The sequence below is a fragment of the Luteibacter sp. PvP120 genome (assembly GCF_054055715.1).
Map to the genome: position 1 here is coordinate 299,372 of NZ_JBSRXP010000004.1, position 24,062 is coordinate 323,433.

19 protein-coding genes are annotated in these 24,062 nt (G+C 68.0%); 3 read left to right on the forward strand and 16 right to left on the reverse strand.

Going from position 1 to position 24,062, the window contains the following annotated elements:
• Positions 1 to 2 precede the first annotated feature (2 nt).
• The 13 genes from ACVKN3_RS10760 to ACVKN3_RS10820 form a co-directional block, all read right to left on the reverse strand.
• The gene (locus ACVKN3_RS10760) at positions 3 to 3,857 is read right to left on the reverse strand and encodes a YhdP family protein (RefSeq protein WP_354517349.1); all 3,855 of its coding nucleotides are present in this window, start codon (positions 3,855 to 3,857) and stop codon (positions 3 to 5) included.
• Between the two features lie 30 nt (positions 3,858 to 3,887).
• The gene (rng, locus tag ACVKN3_RS10765) at positions 3,888 to 5,372 is read right to left on the reverse strand and encodes a ribonuclease G (RefSeq protein WP_285404370.1); all 1,485 of its coding nucleotides are present in this window, start codon (positions 5,370 to 5,372) and stop codon (positions 3,888 to 3,890) included.
• 55 nt (positions 5,373 to 5,427) lie between these two features.
• On the reverse strand, positions 5,428 to 5,985 hold the full coding sequence (locus ACVKN3_RS10770) for a Maf family protein (RefSeq protein WP_354517351.1): 558 nt from the start codon (positions 5,983 to 5,985) through the stop codon (positions 5,428 to 5,430).
• A 10-nt stretch (positions 5,986 to 5,995) separates the two neighbouring features.
• Positions 5,996 to 6,466 (reverse strand): 23S rRNA (pseudouridine(1915)-N(3))-methyltransferase RlmH, encoded by a 471-nt coding sequence (gene rlmH / locus ACVKN3_RS10775; RefSeq protein ID WP_036140272.1) that lies wholly within the window; start codon positions 6,464 to 6,466, stop codon positions 5,996 to 5,998.
• A 7-nt stretch (positions 6,467 to 6,473) separates the two neighbouring features.
• Positions 6,474 to 6,860 (reverse strand): ribosome silencing factor, encoded by a 387-nt coding sequence (rsfS, locus tag ACVKN3_RS10780; protein WP_456991732.1) that lies wholly within the window; start codon positions 6,858 to 6,860, stop codon positions 6,474 to 6,476.
• Positions 6,861 to 6,948: 88 nt separating this feature from the next.
• Complete coding sequence (gene nadD, locus ACVKN3_RS10785; RefSeq protein WP_354517362.1) at positions 6,949 to 7,608, reverse strand: nicotinate-nucleotide adenylyltransferase; 660 nt, start codon at positions 7,606 to 7,608, stop codon at positions 6,949 to 6,951.
• Positions 7,609 to 7,613: 5 nt separating this feature from the next.
• Complete coding sequence (holA, locus tag ACVKN3_RS10790; RefSeq protein ID WP_285404586.1) at positions 7,614 to 8,576, reverse strand: DNA polymerase III subunit delta; 963 nt, start codon at positions 8,574 to 8,576, stop codon at positions 7,614 to 7,616.
• 60 nt (positions 8,577 to 8,636) lie between these two features.
• Complete coding sequence (locus ACVKN3_RS10795) at positions 8,637 to 9,209, reverse strand: LPS-assembly lipoprotein LptE (protein ID WP_285404364.1); 573 nt, start codon at positions 9,207 to 9,209, stop codon at positions 8,637 to 8,639.
• A 2-nt stretch (positions 9,210 to 9,211) separates the two neighbouring features.
• Entirely contained in the window at positions 9,212 to 11,959 is a 2,748-nt protein-coding gene (leuS, locus tag ACVKN3_RS10800) for a leucine--tRNA ligase (protein ID WP_354517354.1), read from the reverse strand.
• Positions 11,960 to 12,935: 976 nt separating this feature from the next.
• On the reverse strand, positions 12,936 to 13,526 hold the full coding sequence (locus tag ACVKN3_RS10805) for a PqiC family protein (protein WP_354517027.1): 591 nt from the start codon (positions 13,524 to 13,526) through the stop codon (positions 12,936 to 12,938).
• On the reverse strand, positions 13,523 to 15,202 hold the full coding sequence (locus tag ACVKN3_RS10810) for a PqiB family protein (RefSeq protein ID WP_354517029.1): 1,680 nt from the start codon (positions 15,200 to 15,202) through the stop codon (positions 13,523 to 13,525). Before ACVKN3_RS10810 ends, ACVKN3_RS10805 begins: the two co-directional genes overlap by 4 nt.
• Complete coding sequence (locus ACVKN3_RS10815; RefSeq protein ID WP_285406106.1) at positions 15,199 to 15,819, reverse strand: paraquat-inducible protein A; 621 nt, start codon at positions 15,817 to 15,819, stop codon at positions 15,199 to 15,201. Before ACVKN3_RS10815 ends, ACVKN3_RS10810 begins: the two co-directional genes overlap by 4 nt.
• The gene (locus ACVKN3_RS10820) at positions 15,816 to 16,427 is read right to left on the reverse strand and encodes a paraquat-inducible protein A (RefSeq protein WP_285406103.1); all 612 of its coding nucleotides are present in this window, start codon (positions 16,425 to 16,427) and stop codon (positions 15,816 to 15,818) included. Before ACVKN3_RS10820 ends, ACVKN3_RS10815 begins: the two co-directional genes overlap by 4 nt.
• A gap of 188 nt (positions 16,428 to 16,615) precedes the next feature.
• On the opposite strand from ACVKN3_RS10820, the gene trxA reads away from it, so the two are divergent.
• Positions 16,616 to 17,488 carry a thioredoxin gene (trxA, locus tag ACVKN3_RS10825; RefSeq protein WP_354517032.1) on the forward strand — a complete coding sequence of 291 codons (873 nt, stop codon included), beginning with the start codon at positions 16,616 to 16,618 and terminating at the stop codon, positions 17,486 to 17,488.
• A gap of 12 nt (positions 17,489 to 17,500) precedes the next feature.
• Here the strand turns inward: trxA and ACVKN3_RS10830 are convergent, their stop codons facing one another.
• Complete coding sequence (locus tag ACVKN3_RS10830) at positions 17,501 to 17,944, reverse strand: DUF4442 domain-containing protein (RefSeq protein WP_285406099.1); 444 nt, start codon at positions 17,942 to 17,944, stop codon at positions 17,501 to 17,503.
• A 176-nt stretch (positions 17,945 to 18,120) separates the two neighbouring features.
• Here ACVKN3_RS10830 and ACVKN3_RS10835 point away from each other — a divergent pair, with 176 nt between their 5' ends.
• Entirely contained in the window at positions 18,121 to 19,998 is a 1,878-nt protein-coding gene (locus ACVKN3_RS10835; protein ID WP_354517034.1) for a M61 family metallopeptidase, read from the forward strand.
• 79 nt (positions 19,999 to 20,077) lie between these two features.
• Here the strand turns inward: ACVKN3_RS10835 and ACVKN3_RS10840 are convergent, their stop codons facing one another.
• Positions 20,078 to 21,472 carry a sensor histidine kinase gene (locus tag ACVKN3_RS10840; RefSeq protein WP_354517036.1) on the reverse strand — a complete coding sequence of 465 codons (1,395 nt, stop codon included), beginning with the start codon at positions 21,470 to 21,472 and terminating at the stop codon, positions 20,078 to 20,080.
• The gene (locus tag ACVKN3_RS10845; protein ID WP_285406091.1) at positions 21,469 to 22,134 is read right to left on the reverse strand and encodes a response regulator; all 666 of its coding nucleotides are present in this window, start codon (positions 22,132 to 22,134) and stop codon (positions 21,469 to 21,471) included. Before ACVKN3_RS10845 ends, ACVKN3_RS10840 begins: the two co-directional genes overlap by 4 nt.
• A 175-nt stretch (positions 22,135 to 22,309) precedes the next feature.
• On the opposite strand from ACVKN3_RS10845, the gene ACVKN3_RS10850 reads away from it, so the two are divergent.
• A complete protein-coding gene (locus ACVKN3_RS10850; protein ID WP_456991767.1) occupies positions 22,310 to 24,055 on the forward strand; it encodes a M14 family metallopeptidase in 1,746 nt (581 codons plus the stop codon).
• The last annotated feature ends 7 nt before the right edge of the window (positions 24,056 to 24,062 follow it).

Sequence of the window (24,062 nt, forward strand, 5' to 3'; positions counted from 1 at the left end):
GGTCAGGGGGTGTCGCCCTTTTCGATGGGGGTGAATACGGGTTTGTCCCAGCTGCCGGTGACGTGGTAACGCTTGCGCGCGGCCTGGTTGAGGCCGCGGCCGAGCAGGCCCTGCACCGCCAGCCCCGCGGCAGCGCCTACCGGGCCGCCGGCCAGGGCGCCAACCACCGGCAGGCTGTTGCCGAGGTGCGGTACCACGAGCACCTCCTGGTCGTAGTCGCGGGCCTTGAGGCCGGCACGGCCGGTGATGGTGATATCGGCGGCGGGACCACGGATGACGAGGTTGCTGGTGCTGGCGTTGCCATCCGCGAAGCGGAAGTCGCCGGTGATCGCGTCGAACGCAAAGCCCTTGCCGAGCACGTCGCCGAAGTCCAGCGCCATGCGTCGCGGCAGGTCGGTCACCGAGACCAGGCCGAACAGGCGGCCGACGCCGGGCTGCACCTCGAGGATGCGGCCCTTGGCGACGTCCACCTTGAGCGTGCCGTCCATGTTCGCCAGCGCGAGGGCCGACGGGCCGCCGGGCCACGTGGCATCGAGCCGGGCCGACGTGCGCCCACCCTGCAGGATGCCGGCAAAGCCCAGGGCGTCGAACATGCGCGCCACGTCTTCCGAGGCGAAATCCATGGCAAGGTGGGTGCGGCTGCGCGTCTCGTCGCCGGTCCAGTCGCCCGACGCGGTGATCTGCACGTTCTTGGACTGCGCGCGCAACTGGTCGATGTGCATGCCGTCGTCGGTCGGCCAGGTTTCCAGCCGCGCCTCGCCCAGCTTCGCCTTGCCCAGCCGCATGTCGCTGACCTGCAGGTGCATCGGCGGCAGGCTGGCCGGCGCCACGCCCGCTTCGTTCGTGTTGGCGACCTTGCCGCTGGAAGCGGCAGCGTTCGCGTCCTGCGCCTTGGCGGCGGTGGAGGCCACCGTCGTCGCGGCGCCCGCCGCGGTTTTGCCTTTCTTCGCTGCGTCCGCGGCATCGTCGGCCGAGGGCCACCAGATCCGGTCCATGCGCGCGGTGATACCGCGGCGGCGCATCTCGTCGTTGGGCACGGTGAGTTCGCCCGCCAGGCCTTCGCCGTCCACCTTCAACGACAGCGCCTGCGGACCGGGGTTGGCCATGATGTGCAGACCGGCGAAATGCTGGCCGAACACTTCCGCATCGTCCGCCACGAGGTCGAGCGCGCTCAGGCCGGGCCCACTGCCACCGCCGGTGGACAGGCCGACCACGTATTGCACCCAGCCCGAGACATCCAGCCTGGCGGCACGACCGCCGATGAGGTAACCCTGCGCGGGCAGCGCAGCGGGCGCGACGCTGCCCAGGTTGAAGGCAGCCGCAAGGGGCACCGTGTTCGTCGGCAGACGCAGGCGACCGCGGACGATGTCACCCAGCGCCAGGTCCAGGCGTGCGCCGTCGACCGGCAGGCCCACACGGACAGACAGCGGCTGCGCCAAGGCGGCCGGCTTCTTCACCGGCGTCGGCAGCAGCAGCTCGACGCCGCGCAGGTCCGAATCCACGGTGAGCGCCTGTGCTGTCGCGTCACCCTGCCCCGTGCGGCTCAGGTCGAAACCGATGCGGAACGTGCCGCGCCCCTTGCCGATGTCGGCCAGCCACTTGAGGGTGTCGTACGGTCGCAGCATCTCGTCCAGCGTGAACGCACCCGTGACCGATGCCGTGACGATCTTCGCCGGATCGCCCGTGCCCCCGGCGATGGCCAGGTCGAGGCTGGCCGGTTGCCCCTGGAACCGAGCGGTCAGGCCCCTGGCGGTAAACCCCTTGCCATCGAAACGCATCGGCCCGGTGATGCCATCCAGGCGCAGCTTCCAGTCGTCGGCCACCAGGTCGGCGTCCTTCAGCGTGGCCGTACCGTCCAGCGTGAAGCTTTTCGTGTCCTTCAACGGCAGCATCAGGCTGAAGCCGAACTCGCCCGTGCCGCCCAGTTTGATCTTGTCCAGCGTGTCGCGACTGCTCGTGCCGACCGGGCTGTTCTTGACCAGGTCCAGGTAGCTGGCACCGGTGCCCGCACCGCTCACCTTGAGGTTCAGCACACCCTCGGCGAAGTCGTCGATGGTCGCGGACGCGGAACTGACGGCGTTGCCCAGCGAATGGCCCTCGCTGGCCTCGATCGACATGCTGTTGTCGACGAAGGTGGCGACGGCGGCGATACCTTCGGCGCGCGGCCAGCCCGTGCCGTAATCGAGCACCGTGTCGTCGATGACGGCGCGGCCTTCGAAGCGGCCTTCGTGGTTACGGAAGGGGAAATCGCGCAGGTTGCCGCGTACCAGCGCCGCGCCGCTCTCGATGTGGCCCGAGACGATCGCGCGGTTCAGCCAGTTCTGCGAGCCCTCGGACATCCCGTGGATCGGCCAGAACAGCTTGGCCGCCGAAATGTCGCCCTCGCCCATCGCCACGTACATGTCCAGGAACGGGCCGGTGTCGGCCGCAGGCAGGACGTACTCGCCACGCACCTGGCCGGTGAAGTCCTCGCCGCGCACATCGAGCGGGTCGACGCCGATGTGCCAGTCGTCGTCCTGCGGGTAGACGACGATGTCGCCGCTCAGCGACGACAGCACGAACGGCTTTCGGAACATTCCCGTCGCATCGATCGTCGTCGCCTGCGTGGGCAGGCTGAGCGACAGCGCCTCCGCATCCCCCAGTATCCGGCCCTTGAGGGAAGACAGGCCCGGCAGCGTGCCGCTGGCATCGATGCCCAGGCCGGAGAAGCCCGCGCGCACGAACGCCACGCCGGTGGCGGAGTTCCAGTCGGCGCGCAGGTCGTCGAAGCGGCCACGCGGGTGTCCTTCGGCAAGCCAGCGCGACAGGGCCGGCGACATCCGCGGAAGCAAGCCGGCCCAGGGCAGCAAGGGTGCCAGGTCGACCTGGCGCCCCACCAGCGTGCCGTCGGTGGTATCGCCCTCCGCATGCAGCACCAGGGCGATGTCGCCACCGTCGCGCGCGGCCCAGTCGATGCGCTGGCCGTCGGCGGTGCGCTGGAGGCGGGCGATACCATGCAGGCCGGCCGTTTTCACGGTGCGTCCGGGGCCGCGCACGCCCAGCCCGTCGAGGTCCAGCCGCGAGGTCATCCGCACCACGCGGGCGTCGCTCCAGTCCAGCCACGTTTCGAACGCGCCCTTGCCGGAGGCCAGCGCATAGCCGGCGGCCGTGAAATCGCCGGTGAGCGCGGCGAAATCGACATCGGTACCGTGCACGTAGACACGGCCGCTGGAGCCGTCCAGCGCGAAGCGACCCGCGGCGGTAAGCACCGTGGGGACGTTTTCCCGATGGAGGTTGCCACCCAGGCGTATCACGTCGTCCTGCAGGCTGGCGCGCAACCGATCCACGACCAGGCCGTAATGCCGCTGGGTGGTCTCGTCGTCGATATCCAGGCGCAGGTTGGTCACCCACAGGTCGGCCGCCAGGTTGCCGAGCGACAGCGTGCGCTGGCCACCGTTACTGGGAAGACCGTCGATGCTCCAGCGCCCGTCCGGCGCACGGCGCAGGCCCAGGCGAAGATCGCTAAGGCGCAGGTTGAGCAAATGCCGCGAGGGCAGTACCAGCGCACCGAAATCCAGTTTCACCGCCGCCTGCGGCAGGTGCAGGGGCTGACCGCCCTCGGTGGGCACCACCGTGACATCGCGCATCACGAACAGCGGCCCCGACGGCTGCCAGAACCCCTCCAGCGAGGCAAAGCGGACCGGCCGGTGCAGGGCGTCGCTGAGCAACGACGCCACGCGATCGGGGTAACGGGCGGCCAGCGGCAACAGCAGTTGGCCGAGCGCCATGAGCAGCGCGAGCGCGATCAGTACGCTCGCGACCAGACCGATGAGGAAGAACCGCAGGCGTCTCAGGCGATGGCGCCAGCCGGAACTCACCGGCCGACGTGCCGGCGACGCGCGCCGGGCTTAGAGGAGAACGACATCGAACTGTTCCTGCGAATAGTGTTCTTCCGCCTGGAAGCGGATGCTCTTGGCGATGAATTCTTCCAGCTCGGCCACCGCCGTGGATTCTTCCTCGAGGATGCGGCCAACCACCTTGGGACTGGCCATCACCAGCAGCTTCTGCGCGTTGAACTGGCGCACGGCACGGGTGATTTCACGGAAGATCTCGTAGATCACCGTCTCGGCGGTTTTCAGCGTACCGCGGCCGCTGCACGACGGGCACGGCTCACACAGTTGGCGCTCCAGGCTTTCGGTGGTGCGCTTGCGCGTCATTTCCACCAGGCCCAGCGCGGACATCGGGTAGACCGTGGTCTTTGCGTGGTCCTTCAGCAGGCCCTTCTCGAGCATGCGCAGCACCTGCCGCTTGTGCTCGTCGTCGATCATGTCGATGAAGTCGATGATGATGATGCCGCCGAGGTTGCGCAGCCGCAGCTGGCGCGACGCCGCCTGCGCCGCCTCGAGGTTGGTGCGGTACACGGTTTCCTCGAGGTTGCGACTGCCGAGGTAGCCGCCGGTGTTCACATCGATCGTGGTCATGGCTTCGGTCTGGTCGACGATCAGGTAGCCGCCGGATTTCAGCGGTACCTCCTTGCGCAGGGCGCGCTGGATCTCGTCCTCCACGCCGTAGAGATCGAAGATCGGCCGCTCGCCCGCGTAGTGCTCGATGCGGTCGGACAGCACCGGCATGAACTTGGCCACGAATTTGACCGTTTTCTCGTAGGTCTCGCGTGAATCGACGCGCACCTTCTCGATGCCGTCGTTGAGCGAATCGCGCAACGAACGCAACGGCAGCGACAGTTCCTCGTAGACCCGCTCGCCCACGCGGGCCTTCTGGATGTTTTCCTGCACCACCCGCCACACCTTGCCCAGGTAGGTCACGTCGAAGGCCAGGGATTCCTCGGACTGGCCCTCGGCGTTGGTGCGCACGATGTAGCCGAGATGGTTCTCGCCGATCAGCGGCAGGATGATGTCCTTCAGGCGCTGGCGCTCGCTTTCCTCCTCGATGCGCACGGACACCCCCAGGGTGCGCGAGTGCGGCAGCAGCACGAGGTAGCGCGAGGGGATGGAAAGATGCGTGGACAGCCGCGCGCCCTTGCTGCCGATCGGGTCCTTGACCACCTGCACGACGATTTCCTGGCCCTCGTGGACCAGTTCGCTGATGGGCGGGACGGGGCCGTGGCCGCCGGATTTGCCGTCGGGCGCATCGGTGGGGGGAAGCGCCGGGCGCACGATATCCGACGCATGCAGGAATGCCGCACGGTCGAGGCCGATCTCGACGAAGACGGCCTGCATGCCCGGCATGACGCGTTGCACGCGGCCCTTGTACACGTTGCCCACGTAACCGCGCCGGCTGGCACGCTCGACGTGGACTTCCTGCAACATGCCGTTCTCGACGACGGCCACGCGCGTCTCACGCGGCGTGACATTAATCAGGATTTCCTCGCTCACTGCGTGCCCTTTTCCATGAGTCATCCCGCTTTATAGCCCGCGCGTCCCGCGACTGTCACGGACCGCGAAGAAGCCGGGAGGTTTCGTACAGGGGCAGTCCCATCACGCCGGTGTAACTACCGGAAAGATGCGCGACGAAAGCCGCGGCGCGTCCCTGGATCGCATAGGCACCGGCCTTGCCGAAGCACTCGCCGGTATCGATGTAGGACGCGATGTCGTCGTCGGAGAGCGACGCGAAGCGTACGGTCGATACCGACACCACCCTTCGCTGCGCGCCTGCCTCCACGAGCCATACGACCGAGACCACGCGATGCTCCTTTCCGGACAAACGGCGTAGCATGGCTGCGGCGTCGACGGCATCCCGCGGCTTGCCGAACACCGCGTCGGCCTGCACCACTTCGGTATCGGCGCCGAGCACGCGCGCGGCGGGCTCGCCGGCCACCAGCGCGAACCCCGCGCGCGCCTTGTCCCGCGCCACGCGCGAGACGTAATCGTCGGGCGATTCACCGGCGGCGCGGATTTCTTCCACATCCACGTCGAGGGTACGGTGAGCCTCGCCGAGCTGACCGAGGAGTTCGCGACGGCGCGGCGATTGCGAGGCCAGGTAGAGCACGGCGGTTCCTTCAGGCGCGATGGTAGGGATGCCCGGCCACCAGCGTGGTGGCGCGATAGAGCTGCTCCGCGAGCACGAGGCGCACCAGCATGTGCGGCAGCGTGAGGGGGCCGAGCGACCAGCGTTGGTCCGCGCGTGCCAGCACGTCCGGCGCATGGCCGTCGGGTCCGCCGATCAGGAACGCGAGATCGCGCCCGCCCATGCGCCATTGCTCCAGCTGCTGGCCCAGGTCTTCGCTGGACCACGCCTTGCCGCGCCCGTCCAGCGCCACGACATGGATGTCGCGCGGCAAGGCGGCCAGGATGGCGGCGCCTTCGTCGAGGGTCGCGCGCACGTCGTCGCGGCCCTTGCCGCGCGTGCCGGGCTTGATCTCGATCAGTTCCAGGGGCAGCTCGTGGGACAGCCGCTTGCGGTATTCGGCAAACCCTTCCGCCACCCAGGCCGGCATGCGCTCGCCGACGGCGATGAGGCGCGCCCGCATGGGCGGGTCAGGCGTGGGCGGCTTCGAAGCCGTCGTCGCCAACCGTCCACAGGCGCTCCAGGCCGTAGAACTCGCGAATGCGCGGCATCATGACGTGGACGATGATGTCGCCCAGGTCGACCAGCACCCATTCGGCTTCGGTCTGGCCTTCGACGCCCAGCGGCATCACGCCCGCTTCCTTGGCGAACTTGATGACTTCGTCGGCAATGGACTTGACGTGACGGGCGGAGGTGCCCGACGCGATGAAGAGGATATCGGCGATGGAGGTCTTGCCGCGAACGTCGATTTCGCGGACGTCCTTGGCCTTGAGGTCTTCGAGGGCCGCGACCACGCGCTGGCGGAGGTGCTCGTTGCTGATGGCGGGCTTGGCCTTGCGGGGTGCGGACGAACTCAAGATACGAAAACCTCGTACGGCGGAATGCCGGCGTTGGGCGAAGTATACCCCCGCCTGCCCGGGGACGCGTCAAATGCCTCGGCAGCTTTCAGCGGGCGGCCGGTGGCGGGGACGCGGCGCCGGCCAGCGCACGATACGGCGCCAGCAGGTCCGGCGGGTCGAAGCAGGCCGAGGGCATGAGGAAGCGAGGCTCGTGGCCGGCGGTAAAGGCCTCGCGGATGGCCGTGGCGGCGATGTCCAGCGGGGTGATGGCGATGTCCAGTACGCCGCCGGCCGGCCCCTGCGGGCGGGCGTCGCGGCGAGCGGCGATGAAGTCGGCCAGTTCCGCCGAGGGGGCGTGGCTGACCCCGGGGCGGTTCAGCACGCCCACATGGGCCAGCGTGAACAGGTCGCGCCAGCGCTGCCAGGATGCCAGTCCGGCGAAGGCGTCCGCCCCCACCAGCAGCACCAGTGGACGCGCGGGGCCGATCTCGGCACGCAGCGACGCCAGCGTGTCGACGCTGTAAGAAGGGCCCTCCCGGTCCAGCTCGCGGGTATCGATCCGGAGTCGGTCCTGCCCGGCCAGCGCGGCGCGCAGCAGGGCGACCCGGCCCGCCGCATCGGCCACCGGCGGCGGCCGGTGCGGCGGCGTACGCGCGGGCACCAGCCGGACCTCGGCGTCGAGGGCTTCGGCGGCTTCCCATGCGGCACGCAGGTGGCCGTGATGGATCGGGTCGAAGGTGCCGCCGAGGATGGCGAGCGGACGCATGTCGCTCACGCGAAGGCAGCCGCCGCGCGGGGCTCGGCGATGGCGGCGATCAGCCGCTCGGCCTCCAGCCACGGATTACCCTGCTCGCGGCCTTTGGCCATGCGGTCTATGCGGGCGGCCCGGGCCAGGCAGGCCATCCAGTGTTCGCGCGGCGCGCGGCGCAGGGCCTTGCGGAAGAGTTGTTCGCGCGCCGGCCATAGCCGCTCGACCTTCGCCTGGGCGGCGAAATCGCGCGCGTTGGCCAGACGAAGCGCCAGCTGCAGCTGGTTGACCAGCCAGCCCATCAGGGCGATCAGTTCGTCGCCCTCGGCATGCAACCCGGCCAGTATCCGCAGGGCACGACCACCCTCGCCCGCGAACGCGGCGTCGGTCAGCTTGAAGGCGTCGAAGCGAGCGCTGTCGGCCACCAGGCCTTCCAGCGTCGTGGCGTCCAGCCGCTGGTCGCCCGCGAGGACCACCAGCTTGTCGATTTCCTGGGCGGCCGCCAGCAGGTTGCCCTCGACCCGCTCGGCCAGCATCGCCACGGCGTCGGGACTGGCCTTGACCCCGCGGGACGCCAGACGCTGGCCGACCCACTGCGTCCATTCGTGCGGGCGCGGCGCGTTGAAGACCACCTGGATACCGCCGCGATCCACCGCCTTGGTCCAGACCGCCTCGTGCTTGGTGCTCCACTCGGTGGCGGTGATCAGCAGCGTAGTATCCGGCGGCGGGTTGCCGACGAACTCGGTGATCGCCGCGCTGCCGTCCTTGCCGGCACGCCCCCCCGCCAGGCGAAGATCGAGCAGGCGCTGCGTGGCGAACAGCGACAGGCCGGCCGAGGATCGCGCCAGGTCGTCCCAGTCGAAACGGCTGTCCGCTTCCAGCACTTCGCGCTCGCTGTAACCGAGCCGCCGGGCCATGGCCCGTACGGCATCGGCGGCTTCCAGCACCAGCAGTTCCTCGCCGGCCAGCAGGTACACCGGCGCCATGCGGTCGCCCGCGAGGTGCTTCTGCCACTGGCCCGGATTGAACGGCACGGCGTTATCCGCTCAGTGCGCGGTCGACGAGGCGGGCGCGGGCACGGACGGCGTGGCGGCGGCTGCCGCCGCGGCCGGATGCACCGTGGCCGCCTCGAGGCGGAACAGGATGGCCTGCACCATGTCGCCGACCAGGCTGCGCTGGAGCTCTTCCGTCTGGCTGGCGGTGCCGATGGTGTTCTGGGCGTCGTAGCTGAACTCGCGCGACATATCGACGCTCTGCGGCGCGATGATGACGCTGCCGTCGCCGGCCTTGGCGTTGAAGTCGACGTGGTAGCGCACGGCGTATTCGGTGACGCGCGCGGTGCCGCTGACGGTGAGCGAGTCCGTGCGGAAGTTGTTCGCGGTAACCGCCAGTTCGGCGGCATCCACGGAGGCGTGGTCCACCACAGTGACATCGGCGTTGGTCAGCGCGCGCGACAGTTCGCGCTCGAGGCGGCCTCCCCCGGCGACGGTCAGGTGGATCTTCTGCATGCCCGGCGGCAGCGCGGCGGACTGGCGAAGGTGGAAGCCACAGGCGCTGACCAGCCCCACGACGGCAACGAGGGCGGCGACACGGAGCGAACGGAGCGGGGTCGGGCTCATGATTATCCTGCGACGATGTTGACGATCTTGCCGGGCACGACGATCACCTTGCGCACGGTCTGCCCTTCCAGCAACCGGGCCACGGCGGGCTCGGCCCGGGCCATGGCCTCGGCATCTTCCTTCGACGCCGCGGCCGGCACCTCGATGGTAGCGCGAAGTTTGCCGTTCACCTGCACCGCGTAGGTCAGCGAATCGCGAACCAGCGCCGCGGGATCGACCGCCGGCCAGCCGGCATCCTCCACCAGTGCCTCACCCTGGCCCAGTACCTGCCACAGCGCATGGGAGAGATGCGGGGTGAACGGGTTGATCAGCTGTACGATGGCGGTGAAGGCCTCCTGGCGCAGCGCAGCGCCGGCGGCGCTGGCATCGTCGAACCGGCCCAGCGCGTTGAGCAGTTCCATCAGCGCGGCGATGGCCGTGTTGAACGACTGGCGGCGGCCGATGTCGTCGGTGACCTTCTGGATCGTCTCGTGCAGCTGGCGGCGCAGCGTCCTGCGCGAGGCCTCGGTGGCCGCGCCATCGCCCTGGGCCACCGCAGCGGACTCGACATGGGCCGAGACATCACGCCACAGGCGCCGCAGGAAGCGGGCCATGCCTTCCACACCCGCCTCGTTCCATTCCAGCGACTGGTCCGGCGGTGCGGCGAACATGGAGAACAGCCGCACCGTGTCCGCGCCGTACTTGTCCACCATGGACTGCGGGTCCACGCCGTTGTTCTTGGACTTGGCCATCTTCTCGACGCCACCGATCTCGACCGGCAGCCCGTCGCTGCGCAGCACGGCGCCGGTGATGCGCGCGCGCTCGTCACGCTGCACGTCGACATCCGCCGGATTGAACCAGGTCAGGTGACCTTCGTCTTCCTTGCGGAAATAGGTCTCGGCAATGACCATGCCCTGGCAGAGCAGGTTGGTGGCCGGCTCGTCGCTGTGCACCAGGCCCTCGTCGCGCATCAGCTTGTGATAGAAGCGGAAATACAGCAGGTGCAGGATGGCGTGCTCGACGCCACCGATGTACTGGTCCACCGGCGTCCAGTAGTCGGCGCGCTCGTCCACCTGCGCCTCGGCGCCAGGACTCGTGTAACGCGCGTAGTACCAGCTGGACTCCATGAAGGTGTCGAAGGTGTCCGTCTCACGCTCGGCCGGGCCGCCACACGTCGGGCAGGTGGTCTGCCGCCAGGTCGGGTCGGCCTTGATCGGCGACTGCACGCCGGAGAACGCGACGTCCTCGGGCAGCACCACGGGAAGCTGGTCTTCCGGCACCGGCACCGCACCGCAACTCGGGCAGTAAATCACCGGAATCGGGCAGCCCCAGTAACGCTGGCGGCTGACGCCCCAGTCGCGGATGCGCCAGTTGACCCGGCGCTCGCCACGGCCAGTCGCGGCCAGCTTCGCCGCGATGGCGTCGAACGCCGCAGCGAAGTCCAGCCCGTCGAACTCGCCGGAGTTGATCAGCGTGCCGTGCTCGGTGTATGCGCCGACCGTCTGGATGTTGCTCTCGAAGGTCTTGATCGTCTCGACCGCGGCGGACACCTGGTACGCATCCGACGAGCCGCCATCCAGTGCATTCTGCACGGTGTCGGTCCCGTCGGCCGCCAGGTCACGCTTCAGTTCGGCCACGGCGTCCACCACGCCGCGATCGACCACGACCATGTGGATGGGCAGGGAGTACTTCTGGGCGAACTCCCAGTCGCGCTCGTCATGACCCGGCACGGCCATCACCGCGCCGGTGCCGTAGCCCATCAGCACGAAGTTGGCGACCCACACCGGCACCTTTTCACCGGTGAGAGGATGCACGGCATCGATACCCGTGTAATACCCGCGCTTCTCCTGCGTCTCCAGCTCCGCTTCGGACACACCGCCGGACCGGCAGCTAGCGATGAAGTCGGCCAGGCCGGGGTTGTCCGCCGCGGCGCGCGTGGCAATGGGATGCTCGGCCGCCACCGCCACGTACGACACGCCCATCAGGGTGTCAGGCCGCGTGGTGAATACCGTCAGCGGCTCGGCCTGGCCGTCCACGTCGAAGGTGATCTCCAGGCCTTCGGAACGACCCAGCCAGTTGCGCTGCATCGTCTTGACCGCGTCGGGCCAGCCCGGCAGCGTGTCCAGGCCGTCCAGCAACTCCTGCGCATAGGCGGTGATCTTGAGGAACCACTGCGGGATCTCGCGTTTTTCCACGGTGGCGCCGGAGCGCCAGCCCTTGCCGTCGATCACTTGCTCGTTGGCCAGCACCGTCTGGTCGACCGGGTCCCAGTTGACGACGCTGTTCTTGCGGTACACCAGGCCCTTCTTCATCAGCCGGGTGAACATCTGCTGTTCCCAGCGGTAGTACTCGGGACGGCAGGTGGTGACCTCACGGGTCCAGTCGTACGCAAAGCCCATGCGCTTGAACTGCTCGCGCATGTGCTCGATGTTCTTGTAGGTCCACTTCGCCGGCGCGGTGTTGTTCTTGATCGCGGCGTTCTCGGCGGGCAGGCCGAAGGCGTCCCAGCCCATCGGCTGCAACACGTTGCGGCCCTGCTGGCGCTGGAAGCGGCTGATGACGTCGCCGATGGTGTAGTTACGGACATGGCCCATGTGCAGGGCACCGGACGGGTACGGCAGCATCGACAGGCAGTAATACTTGGGCTTGTCCGAGTCTTCGGTGACCTCGAAGGCACGAGTGTCGTTCCAGAAGCGCTGGGCGCTGCTTTCGACGGCGGCCGGGGCGTAACCGCCCTGCTCCCGCGCGCCCTGGTCGGGGGTGTCCTGCATGGTGTTCGCTACCGGTAGTTGCTCGGGTGGCCGCGCGGGAGAAGCGCGGCGCTCAATCGCGGGAGACTAGCTTAATGCGGGGTTTGAAGGCAAAAGCTGGCCTTGGAGATTGGGGCAAGAGCCGGCGGGTAGCCCCCTCGGGGCCACGCCTGCGGCGACCCGGAGGAAAGGCCGCTAGCGCGGCCGTGTATCTGGTTCGCGCACATCGTGCGCTCCTACGCGCGGCCGTTTATAGATTGCCCTACGGGGCGGGTCGGGCTTCGCACGGGGATTTTCGATTCGCCATCCATGGCTCAGCGAAAATGGCCGGCCGTCCTGGCCGGCCCCGCTACGCGGCCTTGTCCGTTCGAATCCCTCGCCTGCGGCTACCGGCCCCGAGGGGGCTACCCGCCGGCTCTTCCAATGACTGAGGCGGGTTGTGACGCGAGCGTCCGCGGACATGCGGGGTAGGGCGTCGCCGCTTTGTTGGCTTTTCGCCCACATCGTGGGCTCCTACCCCAGGGGTAGGGCAGCCCGTGGCATATCCAACGCGTGGTCTGCCGTCCGGGAATGGGAGCGCACGCACGTGCGCGAACCCTCGACGTATCTAAGGCGACCGATGCCATGCGCAACAGGCAGGCGAGCGTTCCCACCCACGAAGCGAAACCCAGCTCTTCGCTCTCCCCACACGCAACCTCAGTCGTCGAAAGAGCCGGCGGGTGCCACCCTCGGGGCCGGTAGCCGCAGGCGAGGGATTCGAACGGAAAAGGCCGCGTAGCGGGGCCGGCCAGGACGGCCGGCCGTTTCCGCTGAGCCATGGAGGGCGAATCGGAAACCCCCGTTCGAAGCCCGACCCGCCCCGAAAGGGAATAAATACACGGCCGCGGAGCGGCCTTTCATTGACGGGTCGCCGCAGGCGTGGCCCCGAGGGTGGCACCCGCCGGCTCTTGCTCCAAGGCCCAAGCTCCAACGCGATGCCGAAGGCGAGCCCTCCCGCTCAGCGGCAGGTAGCCACCTGCCCGCCCGCCACCGCGCGAACCGCCCCGGCGACCTGATCTGCGGCCTTCCCCAGCGCACGCTGATGCGCATCGACCAGGCTGTCGTAGCTGCTACCCGCGGGCTCGCTCACCCGCGACGCGCAGGTGCTGGCGGTGTCGCCGCTGCGTACGGACCAGCTGGCTTCGAGGGTGGCGTCGCCGCCCACTTCGGAATCGAAGCGACGCACGTCGAACTGCACGAATACCACCTTGGCGTCCTTGCCGCGCGGCAGGCCGTGTACGTCGTGCGTGCCAAGACGGGTGGAAAGGTCCGCTGCCAGTGCACCGCGGATCTCGTCGCCGAGCGGCGAGGCCCAGCGTTCGCCGTCCAGCACGGCGATACCGCTGGCGCCCTGGCGCAGCACCAGCGCGGGCTGGTCGACCTGCGGAGGCACGGCGACGGCCTGGACGTCGATCAGGAACGGCGCGGCGGCGGGCGGCAGGCCCGCCGAAGGCGGGATCAGCGTGTGGAAATGGGTGGGTGCCGAGGAGCACGCGGCCAGCGTGCCCAGCAAAGTGACGGCGGCGGCGAGGCGAAGTGTCTGGATCATGGCTGTACTTCCTTGCCCTGCCTGGACGGCGACGGGGTGATGACCTTGGGCGGCGCGTCGGCACCGCGACCACGCAGCAGCGACTCGGGGTGGCGGCCGAGGTAGTCGGTGAACGCACGCACCGAGCGCACCGTGCGCTGCAGTTCCTCCAGTGTCACGGTGATGTTCTGCTGCAACGGCGAATCCGCGGACAGCGCATCGTTGGCCGTGCCCACCGTCTTGTTGACGCCCTGCAGCGTCTTCTTCGCTTCCGGCAGGAGCTCGGTATTGACCTGCTTGAGCGTGCCGTGCAGTTCCTGCAGGCTGCCGTCCAGGTTCTTGCCGATGGAGTCGAAGGGAATCTTCTCGACCTTGTCGACGATGCTGGAAATCTGCTCCTGCAGGTGATCGAAGTCGCCCGCCATGGTGGGCACTTCCAGCGGCGACGCCTTCTCGTTGAAGGTCACCTTGGGCGCCTTCTTGTCGAAGTCGATCGCGACGTAGAGCTGACCGGTCAGCAGGTTGCCGGTGCGTGCCTGCGCGCGCAGGCCGTGGTCGACCATGCCATGCAGGATGCGCGGCAGCTGTTCTTCCTCCGCACCGCCGACGGCCGCACGGAGTTTCTCGTCCGCCTTTCCGAGGCGCTGCGGATACACCACGGCGCCGACGATCACGGGGAAGGTCTTGTTGACCGGATCGTAGTCGAGGTTGACCGACACCACCCGGCCGACCTTCACGCCAAGGAATTCCACGGGCGCATCCGGGGCCAGGCCGCGCAGCGAATGCTCGAAACGCATGCGGATGTAGTGCGGCTTGCCATCGGGCGGCGCCAGTGCGGTCTGCTGGTCGTTGAACAGCGTGAAGTCGGCCATCTCGTCGGCGGGAGTTTCGTCGTGCGGACCGGGGGCCGACTGGAAGGCGACGCCGCCGGCGATCACCGTCGCGATCGACTGGGTGTTGAGCTTGAGGCCGTCGGCACCCAGCGACACGTCCACGCCGCTGGCGTTCCAGAAGCGCGCGTCCTTGGTGACGAAGCGGTCGTTGGGGCCGTCGATGAACAGCTGCAGCGACACGCCCTTGCCGTCCTTGTCCAGCTCATAGGACACGATGCGGCCCACCTGGATGCGGCGGTAGTAGACGGGCGAGCCGATATCCAGCGAACCCAGGTCGCTGGAGTGCAGCACGAAGCGCCGCCCCGGCGCACCGTGGGTCACCGCCGGCGGCGTTTCCAGCCCCGTGAAATCGGATTTCTCGTCTTCGGAATCGCCTGCGTCCGCACCGATGAAGGCGCCGGACAGCAGCGTGTCGATGCCGGACACACCACTGGCGCCGATGCGCGGCCGCACCACCCAGTAGCGCGTGCCCTTGGTCGCGAACGCGCGGGCGTCCTTCTCAAGATCGATCACCACGGAGATGTGCGTGCGGTCCTTGGACAACCGCATGGTGGTGACCTTGCCGATCACCACGTTCTTGTACTTGACCTGGGTCTTGCCGGCCTCGATGCCTTCGGCGGTGAGGAAGGTGACCGAGATCTGCGGACCGGCCGACAGCGCATGGCTGACCATCAGCGAGATGCCGACCAGCGCCGCCACGATCGGCACCAGCCAGATAAGCGAAAAGCCGAGCTTGGACTTGCGCACCTCCGGCTGCGGCAGCTCGTCCGGGGCCGGCGTTTTTCCGTCGTGGGTGTCGCTCATTGCGATTTCCTTTTGTCCCAGATCAACCTGGGATCGAAACTCATGGCCGCGAGCATCGTCAGCACGACGACGATGCCGAAATACACCACGCCGGGCAGGGGCTCGACGCGGCTCAGTATCTTGAAATGCACCAACGCGGACAGGATCGCCACGACGAACACGTCGAGCATCGACCAGTAGCCGATCAGTTCCACGAAACGGTACAGCTTGGAGCGCTGGCGCGGACCCAGGTCGCTGGACCGCTGCACGGACACCAGCAGGTAGCCCATGATGATGAACTTGAGCATGGGCACGACGATGCTCGCCGTGAAGACGATGGCCGCCAGTCCCGGGGAGCCGGCCTGCCACAACTCGACGATGCCACTGAGGATCGTGTTGTCGTCCTTCGAGGACAGGCTCTCGGTGCGCATGATCGGGAAGATGTTGGCCGGGATGTAGAACATCGCCGCGGCCAGCAGCAGCGCCCAGGCGCGCGAGATGCTGCCGTGCTTGCGTCCGTGCAGCGGGTTGCCGCAACGCGGGCAGTGCGCGTGGGGATCGTCCGTGTACGCGGTGACCAGCTGACAGACATGGCAGGACATGATGCCCATATCCACGGCGCGGGGCGGCGTACTCATGCCTTGGCGCCCCCGGTCAGGTCCCACAGGCCGCGCGGGTCGTGGGCCGAGAAGACGGTGATCAGCAGCGTGAGGAAGCCGAAGGCCCAGATGCCGGCACCGGGCACCACGTCGAAATAGGTATGCGCCTTGACCACGGCGACCAGGGTGCCGAGCATGAACACCTCGATCATGCTCCACGGCTTCACCCGGACCAGCGCGGACATGGCCCAGGCAAAGCCCGGCGCCCGCTGCCCGTTCCGCGCGAACAGCAGCACCCAGCCGAACATGAGGATCTGCGCCAGCGGGAAGAAGAACAGCGTGAGCGCGGTCAGCACGGCCACGATCTGGGCGCCGTCCTGCCACATGGCGATCACTGCGCCCCAAAGGGTGGTGGCGGCGGTCATGCCCGACAGGCCCAGGGTGACGATGGGCGACACGTTGGCGATGACGAAGACGATGAGCGCGGCGACGATAAGGGCGAACTGGCTATCCACTCCGAGCCACTGGTGGCGCTCCAGCACCGCGCCGCACACCACGCAGTCGGCGACCTCCCCACGCGCAAGGCTGCGCCTCCGGTAAACGGAGTCGCAATGCTCGCAGATAATCAGGTCCTGACCTTTACGCATGCCAACCCGGCGGCTCCGGGCCGGCTGGCCCTGGCGCCCATGATCGCAAATTCGCGTAGACGGCGCATGATGAAAACCCTAGGCGCCGGCCTAAAAGCGTTGCCTGGCCGAAAAGCGCGCGGCACCTTGATATGCTCCCGCCCTCCCCCGACGTAAGGGGCCATCGACCATCGTCCCAGGAGTCCTCCGTGAGCAGTGCCCCGACCCGCAGTGAACACGTCTTCGACGCGACCACCGCCGGCTTCGAGACCGACGTCATCCAGGCCTCGCTCGAAACACCGGTCCTCGTCGACCTCTGGGCCGAATGGTGTGGCCCTTGCAAGTCGCTGGGCCCGATCCTCGAGAAGCTGGCGGGCGAATACAACGGTGCCTTCCGCCTCGCCAAGATCGACGTGGATGCCGAGCAGGAACTGGCCGGGATGTTCGGCGTACGCAGCATCCCTACGGTCATCCTGATCAGCGGGGGCCAGGTGGTCGATGGCTTCGCCGGGGCCTTGCCCGAAGGCCAGATTCGCGAGTTCCTGACCAAGCACGGCGTGGCGCCCGCCGAAGCCGTGGTCGAGGCGCCGGCCGAGGTCGCCGCGCCCGAGACCGCCGCCGAGGCGATCAACCGCCTGCAGCAGGCCATCGCCGCCGAGCCGGACCGCGCCGAGCTCAAGCTCGACCTCGCCCTGGCCCTCATGCGCGCCGGTCAGGTGAAGCCGGCCCAGGCCGAACTGGACGCCCTGCCCGCCAACCTGGCCACCGATGCCCGCGCCGTTCGCCTCGCCAAGCAGCTGGAACTGGCCAGCGCGCTGGATGGGGCGCCGTCCATGGCCGAGTTGCGCGAGCGGGTCCAGACCGACGACACCGACTGGGAGGCCCGCGACCTGCTCGGTGTGCGCCTGCTGATAGAGGGTGATGCCGCCGAAGGGTTGGACCAGTTCCTGGACATCCTCAGGCGCCAGCGGGACTGGCAAGACGGCCAGGCCAAAAAGCGCCTGCTCGCCGCGTTCGCCACCCTCGAGGACGCCGCGCTGGTCAGCGCGTATCGCCGGAAGATGGCCTCGCTGGTGTTCTGAAGGGCGGCCGGCTCAGCGGCGCTTGCGGCGCACATACAGCTGCTTGCGCACGCTGGCCACCAGTTCGCCGGACGCGGTGCGGATGTCGGTGTCGAACCAGCGCAGGTACTTCTCGCCGCCGGCCGTGGCGTCGCGCAGCTCATCCAGCAGCGCGTCGTCCACACGGAACTCGGCAAAGACAGCCTCGCGACCGGGAGCGACGAAGCGGATCTCGCCTGCCTGGTCCCATACGATGTAGTCGTCGCCCAGCGACTTCAGCACCATGATCATCCAGAACGGATCGGTCATGGAGAACAGGTTGCCGCCGAAGTGCGTGCGCACGTAGTTGCGGTTGTACCAGGCCAGCGTCAGCCTGACCCGGGCATAGCGGTAATCGTCCATCGTCACCACGCGGATGCCCGTGAACAGGAATGGCGGCCATGCATTGAGGATGCGACGGAGCGTGGAGGCTTTCATGGGCGGGGTACCTGGACTGCGCGAGCCGCCATGCTAGCCGCCGCCTGCCCCGTGGCGAAGCCGCTCGTTTAAAACACCGGGCTTATCACGCCGCGCCGTTACCTTTGGCACAGGCCGCCCGGCGGCAGGCTGCCGACTATCGGACGCTACTGTCCGCCAAGGGGAAACCTGCCGCCATGCGCCTGCCGCTCCGTCGTGCCATCCTCGCCGCCGCCATCGCCGCCGCGACGACCTTCTCCGCCACGGCCACACGCGCGGCCGACATCCCGGTCGCGGCGGACACCCCCTACCCCGGCAACCTGACCCTCGACGTGGATCTGTCCGACGCCGCGAAGAACATCTTCCGCGTCAGGGAGACGATTCCGGTAACGCCCGGCCACGTGGTGCTCAACTATCCCGAGTGGATCCCGGGGGTGCATGGCCCGGCAGGCCCCCTGTCGAATGTCGCCGGCATCCAGATCACGGCCAACGGCAAGAAGATCCCCTGGCGCCGCGACACGAAGGAGATGTACGCCTTCCACGTCGACGTGCCCGACGGCGCCAGCACGCTCGAACTGTCCTTCGTCTACCTCGCACCGGCCACGCCCAACTACGTGCCGCTGTCGTTCAACGAGGTGTCGTTCTACCCCGCCGGCTACTACACCAGCCAGATCAAGGTGGACCCGAGCGTCACGCTGCCGGCGGGATGGCGCTACGCCTCGGCGCTGGATACCGCTTCGCAGAGCGGCAACACCGTGCATTTCAAGACCGTGAGCTACGAGAACCTGGTGGATTCGCCGGTCATGAGCGGCAAGTATTTCAATCGCATCGACCTGGCGCCCGGCCAGCCCACGCCGGTGCACCTGAACATCACCGGCGACACCGCCGCGGGGGTCAAGGCCACCGACAAGCAGATCCAGGCGCAGCGCAACCTGATCGTGCAGGCCAACAAGCTGTTCGGCGCGCATCACTACGCGCACTACGACTTCCTGCTGGTGACGTCCGACCACACCGGCCATTTTGGTCTGGAGCACCACCAGTCCAGCGACGACCGCCTGTTCGCCAACTTCCTCACCGACGCCGACGTCAACATGGCCGCGGGCACGCTGTTGCCGCACGAGTACATCCACTCCTGGAACGGCAAGTTCCGTCGCCCGGCCGACCTGTGGACCCCGAGCTTCGCCGAGCCGATGCAGGACGACCTGCTGTGGGTGTACGAGGGCCTGACCGACTACTGGGCCGGCGTACTCACCGCGCGCTCGGGCATCTGGACCACGGAGCAATGGCGCGACTCGCTGGCGGGCATCGCCGCCAGCATGTCGGCGCGTACGGGGCGGTCGTGGCGATCGCTGCAGGACACGGCGGACGGCATTCCGCTCTCGTCGCGGGGCAGCAGCCCGGGCTGGGACAACCTGCGTCGCAGCTCCGACTATTACCCCGAAGGCCAGTTGCTCTGGCTGGACGTCGATACCAAGATGCGCACGCTCTCCGGCGGCAAGCATACGCTGGACGAGTTCGCCAAGGCCTTCTACGGCATGGACAACGGCAGCTATACCCCCAAGACCTATACCTTCGAGGATGTCGTCGCCACCCTCAACCGCATCCAGCCGTTCGACTGGGCGGGTTTCCTGCGCCAGCGCCTCGACTACACCGGCGATACCCTGCCCGAGCACGGTATCGAAGGCGGCGGCTGGAAACTGGTGTACGACGACAAACCCTCGCCCTTCGTCATCACCGGGGAAAAGATCCGCAAGTCGGCCAACTTCACCTATTCGCTCGGCATCCAGGTGAACGAAAAGGGCATCGTCACTGACGCGCAATGGGACGGTATCGCCGCAAAGGCGGGCCTCGTGCCGGGCGTGCAACTGGTCGCCGTCAACGGCAAGGATTATTCCCCCCAGGTGCTCAAGGACGCGGTAACGGCCGCCAAGGACACATCGACGCCCATCGAGTTCCTGGTCAAGAGCACCGACGACTACGCGACGATCAAGGTCGACTACCACGGCGGCCTGAAATACCCGCACCTGGTGCGCGGCGACGGCAAGGACCTGATCGGCGCCATCGCCACCCCCTGAACCACGCCGACCGCCATACCGCGCAGCGCTACCTGTAGGAGCGCACGATGTGCGCGAAAAAAGCCCGCTACCCGTTGGATCACCCCACCGGCAACCCCACCACGACCCGCAACCCCGAACCGCCCTCGCGGTCCAGCAGGTCGATGGTGGCGCCGTGCAGCTGGGCCGCGCGCTGCACGATCGACAGGCCCAGCCCGTGGCCTTCGCCGTGCGTATCCTCCCCGCGCTGGAAACGGGTGAACATGGCCGCGCGACGCTCCGGCGCAATGCCGGGGCCGTCGTCTGTCACGACAATGCGGGCCACGCCGTCGGCCGCGTCGATGGACAGCTCCACATGCCCTCCCGGCGGCACGTGGCGGAACGCGTTCTCCAGCAGGTTGCGCATCAACGCCCCCAGGGCAACGCCGTAGCCTTCCACGAACAGATGGGCCGGCAGCTCGCGCACGCTCAGTTCGACGTTTCCCTTGCCGACCAGGGGCGACAGTTCGTCGATGACCTGGAGCGCCAGTTCGCCCAGGTCCACGCGACTGCGTGGCCCGGCGGCGGCGCCGGCTTCCAGCCGCGCCAGGTCCAGCAACTGCTCCGTGCGCCGGGCCAGCGAAACGAGGCATTCACGTGCCGCCTCCAGCGCGGCGCGTGTCGCCGCGTCCGGGTCCGCCGAGGCCATCGCGTCTTCCAGGTTGATCATGGTCGAAGCCAGCGGCGTGCGCAGTTCGTGGGCCACGTCCGCACTGAAACGACGTTCGCGCTCCAGGGCGCCTTCCAGTCGCTCGATCTGCTCGTTCAGTGCGGTGACCACAGGCTGCAGTTCGGTCGGCGCATCGGCCAGGTGGATGGGCGCCCGGCTGCCGGACTCGCGACGGGAGAGCGCATCGGCCAGGGTTTCCAGGGGGCGCAACCCGCGGCGGATGGCCCAGCCGACCAGGATCGCCAGCAGCGGCAACCCCAGCAAGGTGGGCAGGCCATGCTCGATCCACAGCGCCCGGGTGATCTCATGCCGGCTGTCGTAGCGCTCGCCCGCACGGATGGTGATGCCGTCGCTCTCCATGATCAGCGTGAACACGCGCCACTCGTAGCGTCCGTTCACCACATCCTCGAACGCCCCATCCTCGGCGTGGGTATCGGGCAGACCGGCCAGGTTCTCCGTGCCCAGCAACAGGTGACCGTCGCGATCACGCACCTGGAAGCCCACCTCGGATTCGAAGGTGCGACCCTGCACGGTCAGTTCCTGCGGATGGTTGGACACGCTGGGCACCAACAGGCTTGCGTTGCGCTGGCTGCGCAACCGCTCCACGCCGATGCGACCGACCAGCACCTCCAGCGTGCGCGCGGCCTGGGCCAGGCGACCGTCCGACAACTCGTCCACTTCCTCCAGCGTGCGTTTCGCGCTGAGCACGCCCAGCGGAAGCAGCACCGCCGCCAGCATGCACACGATCAGCACCAGCAATCGGGAACGCAGGCTCAGCGGCCTCACATCGGCTCCCGCGGCACCATGTAGCCGAAGCCGCGCACGGTCTGGATCGCGCCGGGGCTGAGCTTGCGTCGCAGCGAGTGCACCAGCACCTCGAGTGCGCTGGTGCTCATCGCGCTGTCGGGACCGTACAGCGAGGTTTCCAGCGACTCGCGACGGACGATCCGGCCCGCGCGCTCCATCAAGGCCTGCAACAACGAAAATTCACGCCGTGTCAGTTCCACTTTCTCGCCGCGCCAGTGAACGTCGAAGCTGCCCAGGTCGAGGCTGAGCGCGCCCGCCTCCAGCTTGTTGACTGCCGCGCCACGTACCCGGCGTGCCAGCGAACGGATGCGTGCGGCCAACTCGTCCAGATGGAAGGGCTTGACCAGGTAGTCGTCCGCCCCCGCGTCCAGCACCCGGATACGCGAGTCCAGGGCATCGCGCGCGGACATCACGATCACCGGCGTGGTCACCCTTAGCCGGCGGGCCTCGCTCAGCACTTCCATGCCGTCGCGACCAGGCAGGCCCAGGTCGAGCAGGACCAGGTCCGCATCGTGGTCGCGCAGCGCCGCCAGCGCCTCGTTGCCGTCGCGATACCAACTGACCGTGTACGTCAGGCGTTCCAGTGCGCGACGGATGGCATCGCCGAGTCGGGCATCGTCTTCGACCAGAATGATGTGCAAGGCGGCGCCCTCCGGGATAGGGGCAAATTATCTGCATCCAGCGCTTAGCACCAGCTTACGCCGGGCTTTGCGCGCCGTGCCCATCGCGCCACAATGGCCCGATCATCCCTCCAAGGCCCGGCCACCCGTGACCCTGCCCGCACGACTCCTCCTCGCCCTGATCGCGGTGCTGCCGATGACGATCCACGCGAAAGACACCTGGACCACGCCGGCGGAGGCCTCCGCGTTCCGCACCACGCCCTCGTATGCGGAAACCCTGGCCTTCCTTCGCCGTCTGGCCCAGGCGGCGCCGGAGACGATCCGGCTGGAGACCTTCGGCACGACGCCGGAAGGCCGGCCCATGACGGTGGTGATCGCCGCGACCGACGGCGACCTCACGCCCGAACGCGCCCGGGCCGCCGGCAAGCCGATCGTGCTGGTGCAGGCGGGCATCCATCCGGGTGAGATTGAGGGCAAGGACGCGGGTCTGATGCTGTTGCGCGATTTCGCCACGCTACACCGGCTGCCGCACCTGCTGGATCACGCGGTGCTGGTGTACATCCCCGTCTACAGCGTGGACGGCCACGAAAACTCGGGGCCCTATTTCCGGATCAACCAGAACGGCCCGGCGGAGATGGGCTTCCGCGGCCAGTCGCAGTACCTCAACCTCAACCGCGACTACGTCAAGGCCGACGCACCGGAAACCCGTGCCTGGCTGGGGCTGTGGAACACGTGGAAGCCCGACCTGCTGGTGGACATCCATACGACGGACGGCGCGGACTACCAGTACGACCTCACCTGGTATGCCGAGGATGCGCACAAGCTGCCGCCCTCGATCGCCACCTGGCAGGCTCGTGCGTTTGCCGTCCAGACGATGCCGCGCTACGAAGCCCTCGGTCATCTGGCCTCGCCCTACCTCGAATTCCGCGACGGACGCGATATCACCAAGGGCATCGAAAACTTCGGCTCCGGCCCGCGCTTTTCCACGGGATACGCGGCCATCCGCAACCGTGCGGGGCTGCTGATCGAGACACACATGCTGAAGTCGTACGAGGTACGCGTGCGCGCCACGTACGATGTGGTGCGCAGCCTGCTCGCCGTGGTGAACGACGATCCCGCCAGCCTGCTTGCCGCATCGCGCGCGGCGGACGCCTGGGCGGCATCACGCGTTGCGCAACCGGGCGCATCGCTACCGGTGACGTTCAAGCAGGACCCGACACCGCAACCCTTCCAGCTCAAGGGCTTCGCCTTTACGCAGACCAAAAGCGAGATCTCCGGCGACACCTGGGTCCGCTACGATCCGTCGGCCAGGAAGACCTACGATATCCAGAGCTGGAACGACCTGCTGCCCGATGTCGCCGCGCCACTGCCCGCGGCATGGGCCATTCCGCCGCAGTGGACGGAGATCGTCGCGCGGCTCGACGCGCATGGCATTCCCTACACGCGCACGACAGCGCCGATGAAGGTCGAGGCCACGCGCGACACGCTCACCCGGCCGGTCTGGGCGGACAAGCCGTTCGAAGGTCACCACATGCTCAAGGACGTGGCGATCGCGTCGGCCCGGGAGAACGTGGTGTTGCCTGCCGGCACGGTCATCGTCCGCGCCGACAACGCCGATGCCGTGCTCGCGCTGAACCTGCTCGATGCGCGCGCGCCGGATTCCCTGCTGCGCTGGGGCTACCTCAACGGCATCTTCGAACAGAAGGAATACGGCGAACCCCGTGTACTCGAGGCGCTCGCCCGGAAGATGCTTGCCGACGATCCTGCGCTGAAAACCGAATTCGACCGGAAGCTTCGGGACGACGCAGCGTTCGCGGCGAGCCCGCGCGCCCGGCTGGCCTTCTTCTACGAACGCAGCCCGTGGTACACGGTACAGAAGGTCGGCGCCTACCCCGTACTGCGTTTGGACAACACTGCGCTGCAAACGCTGGCGCCGCGCTGACCGCGGT